This window comes from Streptomyces sp. NPDC058221 (assembly GCF_042882365.1).
GTDB lineage: Bacteria > Actinomycetota > Actinomycetes > Streptomycetales > Streptomycetaceae > Streptomyces.
Map to the genome: position 1 here is coordinate 25,711 of NZ_JBHVWF010000061.1, position 16,849 is coordinate 42,559.

The following is a 16,849-nucleotide window of genomic DNA, read 5'->3' on the forward strand; positions in this document are numbered from 1 at the left end:
CAAGTACACGGATTCGTACAGATAACGTCGCACCTGCTAGGAGCGTGCCCATGACCGCCCATCCGATTTCCGGGACCATCGCCTCACTGATGCCCCGCGCCAAGGCGGAGCTCACCGAGCTGGTGGCCTTCCAGTCGGTGGCGGACCCCGCTGTGTACCCGAGGAGCGAGTGCGACGCCGCTGCCGAGTGGGTCGCCGAGGCGCTGCGCGCCGAGGACTTCCAGGACGTCGCCCTCCTCGACACCCCGGACGGCAGCCGGTCCGTCTACGGCTTCCTGCCCGGACCGGCCGGAGCACCCACCGTGCTGCTCTACGCCCACTACGACGTGCAGCCGCCGCTCGACGAGTCCGCCTGGCTCTCCCCGCCGTTCGAGCTGACGGAACGGGACGGCCGCTGGTTCGGCCGGGGCACGGCCGACTGCAAGGGCGGACTGGTCATGCATCTCCTCGCGCTGCGCGCCCTCAGGGCGAACGGCGGGATACCGGTCTCCGTCAAGGTGATCGTCGAAGGCTCGGAGGAGCAGGGCACCGGAGGCCTGGAGCAGTACGCCGAGGCCCACCCGGAGCTGCTCGCCGCCGACAGCGTCGTCATCGGCGACACCGGCAATTTCCGGGCCGGTCTGCCCACGGTGACCTCGACGCTGCGCGGGATGACGATGCTGCGGGTGCAGCTGGACACCCTCGAAGGGAACCTTCACTCGGGGCAGTTCGGCGGCGCCGCGCCCGACGCGCTGGCCGCGATGATCCAGCTGCTCGCCTCGCTGCGTGCCGAGGACGGTACGACGACGGTCGACGGTCTCACCAACGGTGCGGCGTGGGCGGGTCTGCAGTACCCCGAGGCGGAGTTCCGCGCGGACGCGAAGGTGCTCGACGGCGTCGGACTGATCGGCACGGGCACAGTGGCGGACCGGATCTGGGCGCGGCCGGCCGTGACGGTGATCGGCATCGACTGCCCGCCGGTCGTCGGTGCGACGCCGTCGGTGCAGGCGAGCGCCCGGGCCCAGATCAGCCTGCGGGTGCCGCCGGGTGCCGATGCCGACGAAGCGACGAGGCTGCTCACCGCGCATCTGGAGTCGCACACGCCGTGGGGCGCCCGGGTCGCGGTCGAGCAGGTGGGCCAGGGGCAGCCGTTCCGCGCCGACGTCACCAGCCCGGCGTACACCTCGATGGCGGATGCCATGCGTGCCGCGTACCCCGGCGAGGAGATGCAGTCCTCCGGCATGGGCGGCTCGATCCCGCTCTGCAACACACTCGCCGGGCTGTACCCGGAGGCGGAGATCCTGCTGGTCGGGCTGAGTGAGCCCGAGGCGCAGATCCACGCGGTGAACGAGAGCGTGTCGCCCGATGAGCTGGAGCGGATGTCGGTGACGGTGGCGCTGTTCCTGCAGAACTACGCAGCCTCCACGCAGGGCTGAGCGCGCCCGTCCCCACTCTGTCGGTCCGGTGCGGGCCGGTTCCGGCCCGCACCGGCTACGCGTTGAGCGAAGCACGCCCAGAGCGTAGACCCGTGTGACGGACGTCGCCCGCTGCCTACGTTCGTCGCATGGATCTCGTCGAAGTACTTCCCCGGCTGCACATGTTCCGCTTCCCGATCGGTCAGGCGTATCTCTGGCGCGACGCGGAGGAGCTGACCCTGATCGACGCGGGCGACATCGAAGCCGCGTCCGATATCGAGAACGCGGTACGCGGTCTCGGTCTTGACCCCGCCCGCATCGCCCGGATCGTCCTCACGCACGGCCATCGCGACCACTACGGCGCCGCCCAGGAGCTGGCCGACCGCCACGGCGCCGAGATTCTGGCGCACCGGCTCGACACGCCGGTCATCCGGGGCGAGGAGGAGATCGCCGACCCGGTGCTGCTCGACTGGGAACGCCCGCTGTGGGAGCACGCGCTGACCGTGCCCGCGGCACCGCCGACCCGGGTCGACCGCGAGCTCTCCCACGGATCGGTGATCCCCTTCGGCGGCGGTGCGCGGGTCGTCCACTCACCCGGCCACACCCCGGGTTCCATCGGTATCCATCTTCCCGCGCACGGGGTGCTGTTCACCGGGGACTGCGTGGCCGGCGTGGGGCAGGTGATGCTGGGCGTCTTCAACATCGACCGTGAGCAGGCCGTGGCCTCGTTCCAGCGGCTTGCGGCGCTGGAACCGGCCACGGTCTGCTTCGGACACGGTGATCCCGTCACGATCGGCGCCGCCGCGGTGCTGCACGCCTCAGCCGACCGGGATGCCGGCCTCCAGATTGAGCACGGCTGACTGTTCGCGGGCGCGCAGCGCCCAGCGCAGCCGTTCGTAGCGGGTGGGCGGCAGCATGTCGGCGGCCTCGGCCTCGGTGACGAACCGCCAGCCGCGCAGTTCGGATCCGGGCAGCAGCAGCCGTTCGGCGTCCCGGCCGGGCAGCAGGCCGCCGTCGAAGAGCAGCCGCAGGCCACCGAATCCGGGCGGCTCGGGCGCCTCCCAGTCGATGACGAGCAGTTTCGGCACCTGTTCGAGCTGTATCCCTATCTCCTCGGCGACCTCCCTGATCCCGGCCTGTGCCGGGGCCTCGCCGGACTCCACCACCCCGCCGGGGAACTCCCAGCCGGGTTTGTAGGTGGGGTCGACGAGCAGGACCCGGCCGGACTCGTCGAACAGCAGCACCCCGGCAGCGACGGTCTCCGCGGTCGGGTCGGGTGTCTGCACGATCTCGCAGGCCGGTGCCGCCCCCGTGTGCAGGGCCTCGGCGATGAGTTCGGCCGTCTCGTGCGGGGTGAGGACGCTGTTGTCGATGGTGTGGGCGTCCCCGGTGATCCAGTCGAGCGCCGAGCGGTAGGGGCCGATGTGCTCGTACGCCCACTGACGGACGCGTTCGCTGTGCTCGGGATCGTCGGCGAATTCCACTCGGTCGGCGATCCTTTGGCGCAGGATCGTTTCCTCAGGTGAGAGCAGCACATGGCGCACCGGAATACGCCGGGAGGCGAGCCCTCCGAAGATCTCGTCGCGATACTCCTGTCGCAGCAGCGTCATCGGCACCACCAGTACCCCACCGACCTCGGCGAGCAACGCCGCCGCGGTGTCCACCACCAGACGCCGCCAGATCGACAGGTCCTGGAAGTCGGTCACCTCGGCGAGCTTCTTCTGCGGCAGTAGGTACCGCAGCCCCGCGCCGGTCAGTTCCGGGTCGTAGAAGGTGCTGTTCGGGATCAGATCGATCAGTTCGCGCGCGGCGCTGGTCTTGCCCGCGCTGAACGCACCGTTGATCCAGACGATCACGGTTCCCCCTCTTCCGTAGCCCCCTGTGGCTTGCCCGCAACACCCTGCCGCGAAAACCCGTTTGAGGCGACGGGCGTTGCAGGAACGCAACCGCGGACGGCCGTCGCGGGCGTCCACGGGCACGGGAGAGGCGGCGTTCGGGAGCCGTAACGGGGACGGGCCGGACGTCGTTGGAGCGGACAGCAGAAGGAACGACAGGGGGTGGACCGTGCGTCGCACCGTGCTTGAGCAGTTCCCCGCAGGAGGCCCGCGGGGCAGCTGGCCGGCCGAGGAGTTCGCGGCGGCCCGCCGCGGCGAGGGGGTCGCGGCGGAGGTGGTGATGGATCTGGAACGGGACGCGTTCCTGGTGGTCGTGCCGCAGCAGTCCTCGGACCGGGGCCGCTGAGCCGGGCCGCACGTCCGGGCGAGCGGCCGGCGCCTGCACTCAGCCCGGCCCGCCGGTGGTGTCCTGCTCCGGCTGCGGCCCCGGCGCAACCCCGTTCCGACGGACGGACACGGCGTCGAAGAGCTCCCAGCCGTCCATGACGTGAACCGTGGGCGCGTCGGCACACCAGCCATGGGACAGGGCCTCGTCGAGCAGTGCGCGGACGGTGCCCGGCTCGTTGAGGTTGAGGTACCCGCCCTCGGCCATGCCCACCTCGCCGAAGTGCAGAAAGAAGCCGTCGGGCACCGCCCGGCCCGGCCCCTGCCGGAAGGCGATCTCCAGCCGCCCCCGGCCGATGAGCGGGCGGACCGCGAGGGTCTCCTGGCAAAGCCCGGGCGGGACACCGCCGCGGGCGTGCCGGTGGCTCACCCGCCACAGGAACGTGACACCGTCCACGACGAGCCGTCGGGACTTCCTCCTGCTGCGCGCCATCCGGGGATGCTAGCCCCGTGACCGGCGGGCCCGCGACAGAATAGAACGCGCCCGCGCTCAGGGGGTGTCGCCCCGCCAGTCCCACTTGTACGGCTGGTCCGCCCTGGGCCCGTACTCGGCCCTGCCGCCGGCCCCGTACGAGCCGATCTCGGTGACCAGGGCGGAGCCGTCCGCGAGGGCGACCTCCGTCCATCCGGTCACGTCCAGCAGCAGCCCGTCGAGCGGGCCGCCCACCAGCTCCCGGTAGACACGCCCCGGCCGGGGCCCGGGGTCGGGGTCGGGGTCGTCGTGATCGGCGCCGTACACGCGTCGCCGCATGATCTCGTCCATAGCAGCAGGATCGCACCGACCACTGACAACTTCCTCGGTCAAGGGGCCGGTGTGACTCCAATGGCCTCGGCAGCCGCCCACGCGGCGGTGGACCGGGAAGACAACGAGAGCGCGGATGCCGCCCGACCCGCGCGCCGCCCTCATCCGCCCCCTTCCTGCTGGCAGCATCAGCCTCCGTTCTCCCGCCCCGGAACCCTGGAGGCAGCATGACCGGCACCGTGGCCACGCCCGGCGTCTCTGTCGCGATCGTCGTCCATGGCGGGCGTGTGCTCATGGTGCGCCGACGCCTTCCCGGGGGCGAGCTCATGTGGCAGTTCCCTGCGGGCGCCGTAGCGGACGGCGAGAGCCCGGCGGACGCGGCCGTACGGGAGACGGCGCAGGAGACGGGCCTGGCCGTGCGGGCGGTCCGCCTGCTCGCTGAGCGTGCCCACCCGGAAACGGGCCGGCCCATGAGCTACACCGCTTGCGAGGCCGTGTCCGGCGAGGCGCGGGCCGCCGACGACGAGCTCGACGCCGTGGCCTGGGTCGCGCACGGGGAGATCGGCGAGTACGTCCCGTACGGACTGTTCGACCCGGTGCAGGAGTACTTGGACGGCGCACTCCTGCACTGAGCCGAAGCCGCCGGCTTCTCGCGTCGGAGCTGCGGAAAGCCCTCCGCCGGCGGCCCGGCCGTCCTGAAATGTACGCTGCGCGACCAGGGACTGCCCGGCGGATCAGCTCACAGACGGGACCCCGGAACAACACGCACGCGCTACGAACCTTGACCCGTGCTGGGGGCGACCGGGAAGGACACCTCGTCGCGGTCCGTGCCGTCGGTGATCCACCATCGGTCCCCGCCGAGTAGGGCCATTTCCGCATGGCCGTCACCGTCCCAGTCGTGGACGGCGAAGAGTGTGCCGTCGACGGGGCCGTCGTCACCCGGCACTGAGCGCTCGGTGGCGCGCCAGGGCTTCGACCCGAGCCCGTGCTCGGAGCCGCCCCGCAACACCTCGATCCGCGCGTCCCCCGTCTCCTTCTTCTTGGTGAGCTGTACGGCCAGGTCGTCGCAGCCATCGCCGTTGAGGTCCCCGGCGGCGAGCCCGGTGCCGAAGCCCTCCTTGAAGTCGCCGCCGTCCATGGTGACCCACTTCCCCGGCTCCGTCCCGTAGCGGACGCTGACCCGGCCGCGCCGGTGGGGTGTTTCCTCCTCGTCGTAGCTGTCGACGAAGCTCCGTCCGACGGCGACGTCCTGGCGCCCGTCGCCGTCGAAGTCGCCGAAGACGACGTTCTCGCCCTCCGGCAGCCGCTCGGGGTCCTTGCTCAGGCCGCCGGCGGTGCGGGCACCACCGGTGAACAACAGGGGCGGATCCCACGGGGAGTCGTAGAGCGCGAGATCGGTGGCGCGGTCGTCGTTCGCGTCCCCGGCGACCAGTACGGGTGTCGCGCCCTCGTGGACCGGGCTGGGAATCTCCACGATCCGGGCGGGGGCGCCGGACCGCTTGAACGGTCCCTTGAGGACGACCAGTTCCCGCTCCTCGTTCGAGTCCCTGAAGACCGCGAGATCGGTGTGGCCGTCCCCGTCGAAGTCACCGGCGACCGGCGCGGTGTGGTACCCGCTGCCCGGCAGTCGGACGCGCCCGTGCGGTCCGCCGGCCTGCGGGCCCTTGGGGCCTCCCCACAGGACACTGGCGGCGGCGCTGACGACGAGATCGGCGTGGCCGTCCTCGTCCAGGTCGGCGATCGTGGGCTGCCACGGCTCGTCGCTCGTCTGGATGTGGTCAGGCACACCGAGGTCGTGGCGCGTGAGGACGGTCGTACGGTCCTGGTCCGGACCCTGCTCGGAGCCGGGCACGACGACCACATCGAAGTTCTCCGTGTCGGCGTTCTCGTACACCAGATCGACAAGGCCGTCCCCGTCGAGGTCGGGGGTCACGGGCGTGTCGTTGCGTGCTGAATCGGCTGGTCTGCAGGGACTGTTGGGCACCGAGCGCACCCTGTCGGACGGGAGGAGGATGAGGAACGCCACCGCCGCCACCACGATGAGGGAGGCCGACACGGCGTGCCACATGCGCAGGTGCCGGAAGGACAGACCGCCTGCTTTCGGAAAGTGCATCAGCCCACTTCACGGGAGTGGCCGCGGCCCGGACAAGGAATCAGGCCACTTTGTTACGGGGGTGATGCACCACGGCCCTGCCCCCTTCGGGCAGCGTGACGCCCCAAGTGGTCGGGCCGCGCTGCCTCTGCCCGATCTCGGCCCCTCGGCCCCGCCCCCAGTCCTCAGCCCTTGCTCGACCCCAGCGTGAGCCCCGCGATGAAGTGCCGTTGCAGCAGCAGGAAGACGATGAGCGTCGGAAGCGCCACGATCACCGAGCCGGCGGCGAGCAGGTTGTAGTCGGTGAAGAACTGACCTCGCAGATTGTTGAGGGCCGAGGTGACCGGGAGTTTGTCGCCGTCGGAGATGAAGACCAGGGCCCAGAGGAAGTCGTTGTACATCCAGGTGAACTGGAGCGTGCCGAGCGCGGCGAGCGCGGGGCGGCACAGGGGCAGGGTGATCCGCCAGAACTGGGTCCAGACGCCCGCTCCGTCCACGACGGCCGCCTCCAGGATCTCCTGCGGCAGGGTACGCATGAAGTTGGCCAGCACGAAGACGCAGAACCCGAGCTGGAAGCCGATCTGAACGAGGACGACGGCCCAGTACGAGTCGAACATCGTCATCGAGTCGGACATCCAGTACGGCAGCGGGATGCGGTTGAAGACGACGTACAGCGGGGTGACGATCACCTGTTGCGGGAGCAGGTTCCCTGCGGTGAAGAGCATCAGCAGGACGAGCCCGCCGCGCATCCTCAGCCGGGCCAGCGCGAAGGCCACGAACGAGGCGAGGAAGAGGGTGACGAGCACCCCCGGAACCGCGATGATCATGGTGTTGACGAAGTACTTCGTCATGCCGGAGTCGGTGAACGCCTGCCGGTAGTAGTCCAGCGAGAGATGGCGCGGCAGCGAGAAGTAGCCGTGCTCGGACGTCTCGTCGTACGGGCGCAGTGATGCGTACACGGCGAGGACGAGCGGTGCGAGGAAGGCGAGCGACACCGTCATCAGAAAGGCGTGCACGCCGAGGCGGCCGGGACGGAGCCTTCGGCGGGTGGTGGCCGGGACCGGTGGTGCCGGCCGGACGGCGGTGGCTTCGGTGGTCATCGGTCCTTCTCCCCTCGGAGCTCCTGCACCAGGTACGTCACGACGAATCCCAGGGAGACGACGAGCAGGACGACGGCGATGGCGGAGCCGAATCCGATCCGGCTGGCCTCTCCGATGATGTTGTCGGTGACGAGCACCGAGAGCAGTTCGAGGCCGTTGCGGCCGTGGTTGACCGCGTACACGATGTCGAAGGCGCGCAGCGACTCGATGACGGTGATGACCCCGACGATGACGTTGACCGGCCGGAGTGTCGGGAAGACGATGCGGAAGAAGGTCTGGGTCTCGCTCGCCCCGTCGATCGCCGCCGCTTCCTTCAGTGAGGGGTCGACGGCCTTGAGCCCGGCGAGGTAGAGGATCATCACATAGCCGGTGTGCCGCCATGCGGCGGCCAGCAGGACCATCCAGATGTTGAGGTCGGGATCGCCCAGCCAGTCGGTCGGTGTGCGGGTGTCGCCGACGATCGCGTTGAGGGCGCCCTGGTCGCGGGAGAAGATCAGCTGGGCGATGAAGCCCACCACGGCGAGGGACAGCACGACGGGCATGTACAGGGTCGACTGGTAGAAGCGGCTGAAGCGCACGCCCTTGTCGATGAGTACGGCAAGCAGCAGCCCGAACGGTGCGGCGACCAGGCCGAGGAAGCCGAGCCACAGCAGGTTGTGCCGGGCGGCCGGCCAGAACTGCGGGTAGTTGGTGAACAGGTTCGCGTAGTTGCGCGTACCGATCCACTTGATGTCGCCGATGCCGTCCCAGCTGGTGAAGGAGAGGACCACCGAGGCGAGCGTCGGTCCCCAGACGATGGCGAGGTCGAGCAGGACTGGTATGCCGAGCAGCACACCGAGCACGGCGAGGTCGCGGCGGGTGAACCGCCGCGTACCCCGCTGCCCGGTGCGCCGCCCCGAGATGAACGACACGGTCGGTACTCCAGGTTCAGTCCGAGGCGAAGATGCTCTTCTTCTGCCGTTCGATGTCGTTGACCAGGCCGTCCACATCGTTCGGACTGCTGATGAACTTCTGGATCGCCGGGATCATGACCGTGGAGGCGAAGTCCGGACGGGTGTCGCGGTCCATGAACTGGGAGATCTGCTTCGCCCCGGAGATCAGCTCGACCGACTTCTTCTGCAGGTCGGAGTACTGGGTGGTGTCCGCCTGGTCGCTGACCGCGATGTTGTTCGGGTCGCTCTTCAGGTAGATGTCCTCGGCCTTGCCGGTGGCGAGCCACTTGAGCAGGTCCTTGGCGCTCTCCAGAGACTTCTTGTTCTTGAGGTTCTTGGACTTCTTCGCCAGCAGGAACCCGTCGATGGGCGCCTCCACGGCGTCCTGGCCGTGTTCGGGATTGATGACGGGGAACGGGAAGAAGTCCAGGTCGCCCTGTTCGGCCTTGGGGAACTGGGCCCCGGGATGCGGCAGGCCGAAGACCGCCATTCCGGCGTCGCGCTTCTGGAGGCTGGTCGCCGCCTCCTGCCAGGTACGGCCGTTGGCGCCCTGCTGGCAGTAGGGAAGCAGCCGCCGCCAGGTGTCGAAGACCTCCCTGACCCGCTTGTCCGTCCAGGCTTCCTCGCCGGCCATCAGGCTCTTGTGGAATTCGTATCCGTTAGTGCGCATGTTGATGTAGTCGAAGGTGCCCATGGCGGGCCAGCCGTCCTTGTCGCAGAACGCGATGGGGTCCAGCTTGTCCTTCTTCATCTGCTTGGCGAGTGCCACGTACTCGTCCAGCGTCTTCGGCGCCCGGTAGCCGCGCTCGGTGAACAGGCTCTTACGGTGGAAGACGGCCCACGGATAGTAGTAGTACGGAGTGAGGTACTGCTTGCCGTCGGCGCCGGAGGACTGGGCCTTCAGAGCTGCGGAGAAGCCCTTGTAGTCCTGCCAGTTGTCGCTGATGTCGTGCAACAGGCCCTTCTCGGCGAAGAACTGCATACGGTTTCCGGCGAACCACATGAAGACGTCGTCCGGCTTGCCCTGGAGATACCGGTTGATGTTCTCCTGAAAGGTGTTGTGGTCAACGGTGTTGACCTTGACCTTCCGGCCGTCGGACTGTGCCGCGTAGGCACTGAAGGCCTCGGCGAACGCCTTCTTCGGAACGGGGTCGGACGAATTCGAACCCAGCGTGATCGTCTTGCCGTCCCCGCCGGGGCCGCCACCGCACGCGGTGAGCAGTGCGGGGAGCGTAACCGCTCCGGCACCGACTGCCGCGCCACGCAACAGACTTCGCCGGGACATCCGATGTCCTGCGACACTGCCGGGCACATCTGACCTGTCGTACGAGCGCGCCATGACCCCCTCCTCCGGAAGGCAACCCAACACAACCGAACGTGCGCTTGGATCTCACCCCCAACCAGGGGTCCAGTCAAGGGTTTTGACGAGATACCGAACAACCGGCACCACCCCCCTTCCAACAGACTTCAACACGCTCTAACGTAATCGCTCGTCTTGGCGTGCACATGCCGTCACCTGATTCCGCACGAGTCCGGAGGAACGTAACGATGCGTCATCTTCCAACCCGTACAACACGAACAGGCCGCCGGAGAGTCATCGGAGCGCTGACCGCGGGCCTGCTGTGTGCGGCCGGGGTCGCCTTTCCCGCCACGGCGGATTCCCCGGCCCCCGCACCCTCCCCGGCATCCGCTTCCGGCGCGAGGGCCGGCAACGGTCTCGCCCTCACACCCCCGATGGGGTTCAACAACTGGAACTCGACGCATTGCCGGGCGGAGTTCAACGAGTCGATGGTCAAGGGCATCGCGGATATCTTCGTCGAGAAGGGCCTCAAGGACGCGGGCTATCAGTTCGTCAATCTGGACGACTGCTGGGCCGTGCCGCAGCGGAATGCGGACGGCAAGCTGGAGGCCGATCCGGTGCGATTCCCGAACGGCATCAAGGCCGTCGCGGATTACGTCCACTCGAAGGGTCTCAAGCTCGGCATTTACACCAGTGCCGGCACCAAGACCTGCGACAGCGTCGGGCTTCCCGGCGCGCTCGGCCACGAGTACAGCGATGCGCAGCAGTTCGCCGACTGGGGCGTCGACTACCTCAAGTACGACAACTGCAACAACCAGGGCGTCGACGCGAAGGAGCGCTATACGACGATGCGGGACGCACTGGCCGCCACCGGCCGGCCCATCGTCTACAGCATCTGCGAATGGGGCGAGAACAAGCCCTGGGAATGGGCCGGGGAGCTCGGCAACCTCTGGCGCACGACGGGCGACATCAACGACAGCTGGAGCAGCATGCTGTCGATCATGAAGCAGAATCTTCCGCTCGCCGCAGCCGCCGGACCGGGGAACTGGAACGACCCCGACATGCTGGAGGTCGGCAACGGCGGGATGACGGACACGGAGTACCGCACCCATTTCTCCATGTGGTCGGTGATGGCCGCCCCGCTGCTCATCGGCTCCGATCTGCGCACGGCGACGCCGGAGACGTTCGACATCCTCTCCAACCACGAGGTCATCGCTGTCGACCAGGACCCGCTGGGCAAGCAGGGAAGCGTGCTCTCGTCCGACGAGGGACACTGGGTCGTCGCCAAGGAGATGCAGGACGGCAGCCGGGCGGTGGCGCTGTTCAACGAGACCGGGAGCGCACAGCGGATCTCGACGACGGCCGTCGCGGTGGGACTGCCGCAGGCCGCCGCCTACACCATGCGTGATCTGTGGGAACACAAGGACTACAACACGGCCGGCGACATCTCGGCGACCGTTCCCGCGCACGGGACCGTACTGCTGCGCGTCGCCGCCGACAAGGCATGGTCGTCGCATCCACCGGCCGCCGAACTGGGCCTGCAGGGAAGCCCGTTGGTCGAGGCCGGACATACGTCCGCGCTGACGACCACGGTCACCGACCTCGGCCGTACGCCCGCCCTGAAGGTCTCGGCGGCCCTCACCGGGCCGTCGGGCTGGCAGATCGGGGCCGGCTCGGCGACGACCGCCCCGGCCCTGTCCACCGGACGGGCACTGACCACGCGCTGGCGGGTGACGGCCCCGACCGGCACGGCCACCGGCACGTACGACCTGACGCTCACGGCGCAGTACCGCTCACCCGCCGGGAAGCGGGTGCGGACCTCCGTGCCCTTCCAGGCCCACGTGGTGGTGCCGCCACCGGCCGGTGGCGGCTATCTGAGCGATCTGCCGCAGCTCTCCGCCTCCAACGGCTACGGACCGGTGGAAAAGGACACCAGCAACGGTGAGAGCGCGGCCGGCGACGGGAATCCGCTCACCGTAGGCGGGGAGGTGTACGCGAAGGGGCTGGGCGTGCACGCTGCCAGCACCATCGAGTACTACGCGGGCCGCGCGTGCGGCACCGTGACGGCCCGGGTCGGCGTGGACGACGAGAAGGGCACCAAGGGCAGCGTGGCCTTCGAGGTCTGGGCGGACGGCACGAAGGCGGCCTCGACCGGGGTACTGACCAACGCGATGCCGGCACAGCCCGTATCGGCGGATGTGACCGGTGCGCAGGTCGTCCGCCTGGTGGTCACCGACGGCGGCGACGGCGACGACTCCGACCACGCGGACTGGGGTGACCTCCGGATCACCTGCTGAACCCGTCCGAGCGCTTCGTGCGAACCGGTGGATCCACCGACTCCGCCGGTTCGCACGCGTCGGGTCGCCCGACCGGGCCGGCCCGGTCGGTGTACGGGTAGGACCATGACCCTTTCCGCAGAGCAGCTCAGTGAACCCGCCGTGCGCGCCTTCGTGAGCGCCGTCAACGCCAACGACCAACAGGCCTTCTTCGACGCTCTCACCCCTGGCGCCACGATGTCCGACGACGGCACCGCCCGCGATCTGCGGGAGTGGACCGAGCGGGAGATCTTCTCCGCGAACGGCCGTATGGCGGTCGAGTCGGAGACCGACGGCGGGCGGGCGCTCGTCGTCATGTACAGCAACGACACCTGGGGGGCGATGCGGACGGCCTGGCGGTTCACCGTCGAGGGCGGGAGGACCTCCCGTTTCGAGACCGGGCAGGCCCCCGAGGCGTAGCCCGGGACCCGGAAGTCCGGCCCGCCCACCCACAGGCTTCCGCAACCCGCTTCAGACCGGGACGACCCCGTCCGCTGACGCACGCGTGGTGAACGCCGCGGCCGCCGCACCCACCAGCCCGGCGTCGTTGCCCATGACCGCGGGCGCCACGGTCAGCTGCTGGACGAACGAGAGCGTGGCGTAGCGGCGCAGGGCGCTGCGCAGCGGGGCGAACAGGACGTCGCCCGCACCGGCCACTCCCCCGCCGATCACCGCGATGTCGATCTCGACCAGGGTGGCCGTCGCGGCGATGCCCGCGGCCAGCGCCTGCGCGGCGCGCTCGAAGGAGGCCACCGCGACCGGGTCTCCCACCCTCGCGGCGGTCGCGACCGCCGCGGCTGACGTGTCGCCGTCCGGGCCAGGCCGCCAGCCGCCCTCCAGGGCCCTGCGGGCGATGTTGGGTCCGCTGGCGATGCGCTCGACGCAGCCGCGCGAACCGCACGGGCACGGATCGCCGTCCAGATCGACACTGATGTGCCCGATGTGGCCGGCGTTGCCGCTCGGGCCGGGACGGAGGGTGCCACCGAGGACGAGCCCGCCGCCGACGCCGGTCGACACGACCATGCACAGCGCGTTGTCGTAGCCGCGGGCCGCGCCCAGCCAGTGCTCGGCCGCGGTCATCGCGACCCCGTCACCGACCAGTTCGACCGGCAGCCCGCCGGCCGCCCTGCTGACCCGCTCCACCAGCGGGAAGTCACGCCAGCCGGGAACGTTGACGGGGCTGACCGTCCCGGAGGCGGCATCAACCGGGCCCGCGCTGCCGATGCCGACGGCCGATGCCCGCCCCCACAACGGCGAGGCGGTCAGCTCGGCGAGCACGTCACCGACCGCTCCCATCACCGTCTCTCCGCTCTCCCGGGCGGGCGTGGGCCGCTGCGCGCGTACGAGGAGCGTGCCGCTGCTGTCCACCAACGCGCCGGCGATCTTGGTGCCGCCGATGTCCAGCGCGGCTACGAGGTCGGTATGCATCGGTGTGGGCTCCGGATGGTGAGGGGGCGGGACCTGCGACTTCATTGAATAGTCTGCATAGTCTCCATTCAGCTGACAACGTTGTCCAGGGCCTATGCTCAAGGCCACAGCCTCCGGCGCCCCACGCGGTACCCTCCGTGGCCCCGCCGGAACGCCCGCACCCGACGACAGGACAGCGCACCGTGGCCGAGACCACCCGTCACCCCGAGCCCCGTTACGGCAACCGGCCGACCATGAAGGATGTGGCCGCGCGTGCCGGAGTGGGGCTCAAGACGGTATCGCGCGTGGTCAACAGCGAGCCCGGGGTCACGCCCGACACCGAGCGCCGGGTGCAGGAGGCCATCGACGCGCTGGGCTTCCGCCGCAACGACAGCGCGCGGGTGCTGCGCAAGGGCCGCACCGCTTCCATCGGGCTCGTCCTGGAGGATCTCGCCGACCCCTTCTACGGGCCGCTGAGCCGCGCGGTGGAGGAGGTCGCCCGCGCGCACGGCGCCCTGCTCATCAACGGTTCGAGCGCCGAGGATCCGGAGCGTGAGCAGGAGCTCGTGCTCGCGCTGTGCGCGCGCCGGGTCGACGGTCTCATCGTGATTCCGGCCGGCGACGACCACCGCTATCTGGAGCAGGAGATAAAGGCCGGCATCGCGACCGTCTTCGTGGACCGGCCGGCGGGCCGGATCGATGCCGACATGGTGCTCTCGGACAGCTTCGGCGGTGCCCGTCACGGCGTCGCGCATCTGATCGCGCACGGACATCGCCGGATCGGGTTCATCGGTGACCAGCCCCGCATCCACACGGCCACCGAGCGGTTGCGCGGCTATCACACCGCCATGACGGACGCAGGGATAACGGTGCAGGACTCCTGGGTCTCCCTCGGCTCCACGGACCCCGACCGGGTCCGCCGGGCGGCCGAGACCATGCTCTCCGGCCCGGAGCCGGTCACCGCGCTCTTCTCCGGCAACAACCGCGTGACGGTGACCGCGGTGCGTGTCCTGGCCGACCGGGAGCACCCGGTCGCTCTGGTCGGTTTCGATGACATCGAGCTCGCCGATCTGCTCGGTATCACCGTCGTCTCCCAGGACGCCGCGACCGTGGGCCGCACCGCGGCCGAACATCTCTTCCGCCGCCTCGACGGCGCCGACCACGCCCCGGTGCGGGTGGAGCTCCCCACGAGGCTCATTGCCCGTGGTTCGGGCGAACTCCGCCCGCGCTGAGCCGGAAGTCGCGCGGGCGGACCGTACCGGCTACGGCGCCGTGACCGTCAGCCCGCCGCGCCGCGGTGAGGCGAACCCGTCGAGGTCCGCGCGGGTCAGCCCGGTCAGCCGGGCCACCTCCGCGGTGTCCAGGGCGCCGCAGTCGATGCCGCGCAGCAGGTAGCCGCTCAGCGCCTTGGCGGTGGCGGGTTCGTCCATCACGTCGCCGCCGGCCTTGGCCACGTACGCGGCGAGCCGGGCCGCGGCCTGCTCCAGACCCTCGCGGTAGAAGGTGTAGACGGCCGCGTACCGGGTCGGCAGATGACCGGGGTGCATGTCCCAGCCCTGGTAGTAGGCACGGGCCAGAGCGCGCCGCGTGAGGCCGTAGTGCAGCCGCCAGGCCTCGTGGACCTGCGGGGTCGGGCCGACAGGCAGCACATTGGTCGAGCCGTCGGAGACGCGGACACCGGTGCCGGCCGCGGCCACCTGCATGACGGCCTTGGCGTGGTCGGCCGCCGGGTGGTCGCTCGCCTGGTAGGCGGCGCTGACGCCGACACAGGCGCTGTAGTCGAACGTTCCGTAGTGCAGACCGGTCGCACGCCCCTGCGCGGCATCGATCATCCGGGCGACGGCCGCGGTGCCGTCGGCGGCGACGATCGACTGACTGGTCTCGATCTGGATCTCGAAGCCGAGCCGCCCCGAAGGCAGCGAGTGCGCCTTCTCGAACGCTTCGAGAAGCTGGACGAAGGCGGCGACCTGTTCCGGGTACGTCACCTTCGGCAGCGTGAGCACCAGCCCGTCCGGGAGCCCGCCGGCCTCCATCAGGGCGGTGAGGAAGACGTCCGTGGTGCGGATGCCACGGTCACGTACCGCCGCTTCCATGCATTTCATCCGGATGCCCATGTACGGGGCTGCCGTGCCGTTCTTGTACGCGTCGGAGATCAGCCGCGCAGCGCGGGCCGCCGTCTCGTCCTCCTCGGCGTCGGAGCGGGGGCCGTAGCCGTCCTCGAAGTCGACACGCAGGTCTTCGATCGGCTCGCGCTCCAGCTTGGCGCGCACCCGGTCGTGGACGGGCCCGGCGAGGTCGTCCGGGATGCCGAGGACGGCGGCGAGGGAGGACGCGTCGGGCGCGTGCTCGTCGAGAGCCTTCAGCGCCTGGTCGCCCCAGGATCGGATGGTGTCCGCTGTGAAGGCGTCGCCCGGCACGTAGACCGTGTGGACGGGCTGACGGGTTCCGGGGTCGCCGGGGTAGCGGCGGGCGAGTTCGGCGTCCACTCCCGTGAGGGAAGCACTGATCCCGTCGCTGACCGCACCGGCGAGGCTCCTCGCCACCTTCTCCTGCTGACCCATTTCCGCACCCTCCACGCTCTCACTGTTTCCGCTTCCCGGAATCAACAATCCGTATAGTGAAGTTATAAGGCTGCCGCACCTGCGTCAATGGTGATCGGAAACGGTGCGGGGCCGCGCGGTGTGTTCACCGTGCGGCCCCGGGCCGTTGGATCTCGTGCTGCGTTGCGCTGTGCTGTGGGTCAGCCCTTGCGGGTGGTGACCTCGTCGGTCAGCTGCGGTACCACGTTGAAGAGGTCACCCACGACGCCGTAGTCGACGAGGTCGAAGATCGGGGCCTCGGCGTCCTTGTTGATCGCGACGATCGTCTTCGACGTCTGCATCCCCGCCCGGTGCTGGATCGCACCCGAGATACCCGAGGCGATGTACAGCTGCGGCGAGACCGACTTGCCCGTCTGGCCGACCTGGTTGGAATGCGGATACCAGCCCGCATCCACCGCCGCCCGCGAGGCACCGACCGCCGCACCGAGCGAGTCCGCGAGCGCCTCGATGACCGCGAAGTTCTCCGCGCCGTTGACACCACGGCCGCCGGAGACGACGATCGCGGCCTCGGTCAGCTCCGGACGCCCGGTCGACTCACGCGGGGTACGCGAGAGGACCTTGGTGCCGGTGGCCGTCGCGGAGAAGGAGACCGCGAGGGCCTCGACGGCACCGGCGGCCGGGGAAGCCTCCACAGCGACCGAGTTCGGCTTGACCGTGATGACCGCAGTACCCCTGGAGACACGGGACC

At 69.8% G+C, this 16,849-nt stretch carries 17 protein-coding genes; 7 read left to right on the plus strand and 10 right to left on the minus strand.

The window, feature by feature from the left end:
* Nucleotides 1-50: 50 nt before the first annotated feature.
* On the plus strand, nucleotides 51-1,415 hold the full coding sequence (locus tag ACFVW8_RS20490) for a dipeptidase (protein ID WP_389691930.1): 1,365 nt from the start codon (nucleotides 51-53) through the stop codon (nucleotides 1,413-1,415).
* Between the two features lie 128 nt (nucleotides 1,416-1,543).
* On the plus strand, nucleotides 1,544-2,254 hold the full coding sequence (locus tag ACFVW8_RS20495) for an MBL fold metallo-hydrolase (protein WP_389691932.1): 711 nt from the start codon (nucleotides 1,544-1,546) through the stop codon (nucleotides 2,252-2,254).
* On the opposite strand, the gene ACFVW8_RS20500 is transcribed toward ACFVW8_RS20495, so the two are convergent.
* A complete protein-coding gene (locus tag ACFVW8_RS20500; protein ID WP_389691934.1) occupies nucleotides 2,213-3,250 on the minus strand; it encodes an NUDIX domain-containing protein in 1,038 nt (345 codons plus the stop codon). The two genes, ACFVW8_RS20495 and ACFVW8_RS20500, sit on opposite strands and share 42 nt — an antisense overlap.
* 208 nt (nucleotides 3,251-3,458) lie before the next feature.
* On the opposite strand from ACFVW8_RS20500, the gene ACFVW8_RS20505 reads away from it, so the two are divergent.
* Nucleotides 3,459-3,635 (plus strand): hypothetical protein, encoded by a 177-nt coding sequence (locus ACFVW8_RS20505; RefSeq protein WP_389691936.1) that lies wholly within the window; start codon nucleotides 3,459-3,461, stop codon nucleotides 3,633-3,635.
* A 39-nt stretch (nucleotides 3,636-3,674) separates the two neighbouring features.
* On the opposite strand, the gene ACFVW8_RS20510 is transcribed toward ACFVW8_RS20505, so the two are convergent.
* Both ACFVW8_RS20510 and ACFVW8_RS20515 read right to left on the minus strand, forming a co-directional pair.
* The gene (locus tag ACFVW8_RS20510; protein WP_389691938.1) at nucleotides 3,675-4,106 is read right to left on the minus strand and encodes a hypothetical protein; all 432 of its coding nucleotides are present in this window, start codon (nucleotides 4,104-4,106) and stop codon (nucleotides 3,675-3,677) included.
* A gap of 57 nt (nucleotides 4,107-4,163) precedes the next feature.
* Entirely contained in the window at nucleotides 4,164-4,436 is a 273-nt protein-coding gene (locus tag ACFVW8_RS20515) for a hypothetical protein (protein WP_389691940.1), read from the minus strand.
* Nucleotides 4,437-4,642: 206 nt separating this feature from the next.
* On the opposite strand from ACFVW8_RS20515, the gene ACFVW8_RS20520 reads away from it, so the two are divergent.
* Nucleotides 4,643-5,047 (plus strand): NUDIX hydrolase, encoded by a 405-nt coding sequence (locus ACFVW8_RS20520; RefSeq protein WP_389691942.1) that lies wholly within the window; start codon nucleotides 4,643-4,645, stop codon nucleotides 5,045-5,047.
* Nucleotides 5,048-5,187: 140 nt separating this feature from the next.
* On the opposite strand, the gene ACFVW8_RS20525 is transcribed toward ACFVW8_RS20520, so the two are convergent.
* From ACFVW8_RS20525 to ACFVW8_RS20540, 4 genes are all read right to left on the minus strand, one after another.
* Nucleotides 5,188-6,528 (minus strand): FG-GAP repeat domain-containing protein, encoded by a 1,341-nt coding sequence (locus ACFVW8_RS20525; protein ID WP_389691943.1) that lies wholly within the window; start codon nucleotides 6,526-6,528, stop codon nucleotides 5,188-5,190.
* Nucleotides 6,529-6,692: 164 nt separating this feature from the next.
* A complete protein-coding gene (locus tag ACFVW8_RS20530) occupies nucleotides 6,693-7,607 on the minus strand; it encodes a carbohydrate ABC transporter permease (RefSeq protein ID WP_389691945.1) in 915 nt (304 codons plus the stop codon).
* A complete protein-coding gene (locus ACFVW8_RS20535; RefSeq protein ID WP_389691947.1) occupies nucleotides 7,604-8,518 on the minus strand; it encodes a carbohydrate ABC transporter permease in 915 nt (304 codons plus the stop codon). Before ACFVW8_RS20535 ends, ACFVW8_RS20530 begins: the two co-directional genes overlap by 4 nt.
* A 16-nt stretch (nucleotides 8,519-8,534) precedes the next feature.
* Nucleotides 8,535-9,824 carry an ABC transporter substrate-binding protein gene (locus tag ACFVW8_RS20540; RefSeq protein ID WP_389691949.1) on the minus strand — a complete coding sequence of 430 codons (1,290 nt, stop codon included), beginning with the start codon at nucleotides 9,822-9,824 and terminating at the stop codon, nucleotides 8,535-8,537.
* Nucleotides 9,825-10,087: 263 nt separating this feature from the next.
* Here ACFVW8_RS20540 and ACFVW8_RS20545 point away from each other — a divergent pair, with 263 nt between their 5' ends.
* Nucleotides 10,088-12,136: an NPCBM/NEW2 domain-containing protein gene (locus tag ACFVW8_RS20545; RefSeq protein ID WP_389691951.1), complete on the plus strand. Its 2,049-nt coding sequence runs from the start codon at nucleotides 10,088-10,090 to the stop codon at nucleotides 12,134-12,136.
* A gap of 105 nt (nucleotides 12,137-12,241) precedes the next feature.
* The gene (locus ACFVW8_RS20550) at nucleotides 12,242-12,574 is read left to right on the plus strand and encodes a nuclear transport factor 2 family protein (RefSeq protein WP_389691953.1); all 333 of its coding nucleotides are present in this window, start codon (nucleotides 12,242-12,244) and stop codon (nucleotides 12,572-12,574) included.
* Between the two features lie 51 nt (nucleotides 12,575-12,625).
* Here the strand turns inward: ACFVW8_RS20550 and ACFVW8_RS20555 are convergent, their stop codons facing one another.
* Complete coding sequence (locus ACFVW8_RS20555; RefSeq protein ID WP_389691955.1) at nucleotides 12,626-13,582, minus strand: ROK family protein; 957 nt, start codon at nucleotides 13,580-13,582, stop codon at nucleotides 12,626-12,628.
* Between the two features lie 182 nt (nucleotides 13,583-13,764).
* On the opposite strand from ACFVW8_RS20555, the gene ACFVW8_RS20560 reads away from it, so the two are divergent.
* Entirely contained in the window at nucleotides 13,765-14,793 is a 1,029-nt protein-coding gene (locus tag ACFVW8_RS20560) for a LacI family DNA-binding transcriptional regulator (RefSeq protein ID WP_389691956.1), read from the plus strand.
* Between the two features lie 30 nt (nucleotides 14,794-14,823).
* On the opposite strand, the gene ACFVW8_RS20565 is transcribed toward ACFVW8_RS20560, so the two are convergent.
* Entirely contained in the window at nucleotides 14,824-16,122 is a 1,299-nt protein-coding gene (locus ACFVW8_RS20565; RefSeq protein WP_389691958.1) for a DUF6986 family protein, read from the minus strand.
* A 179-nt stretch (nucleotides 16,123-16,301) separates the two neighbouring features.
* On the minus strand, nucleotides 16,302-16,849 hold a 548-nt coding region (locus ACFVW8_RS20570; protein WP_389691960.1), incomplete at its 5' end, for an electron transfer flavoprotein subunit alpha/FixB family protein.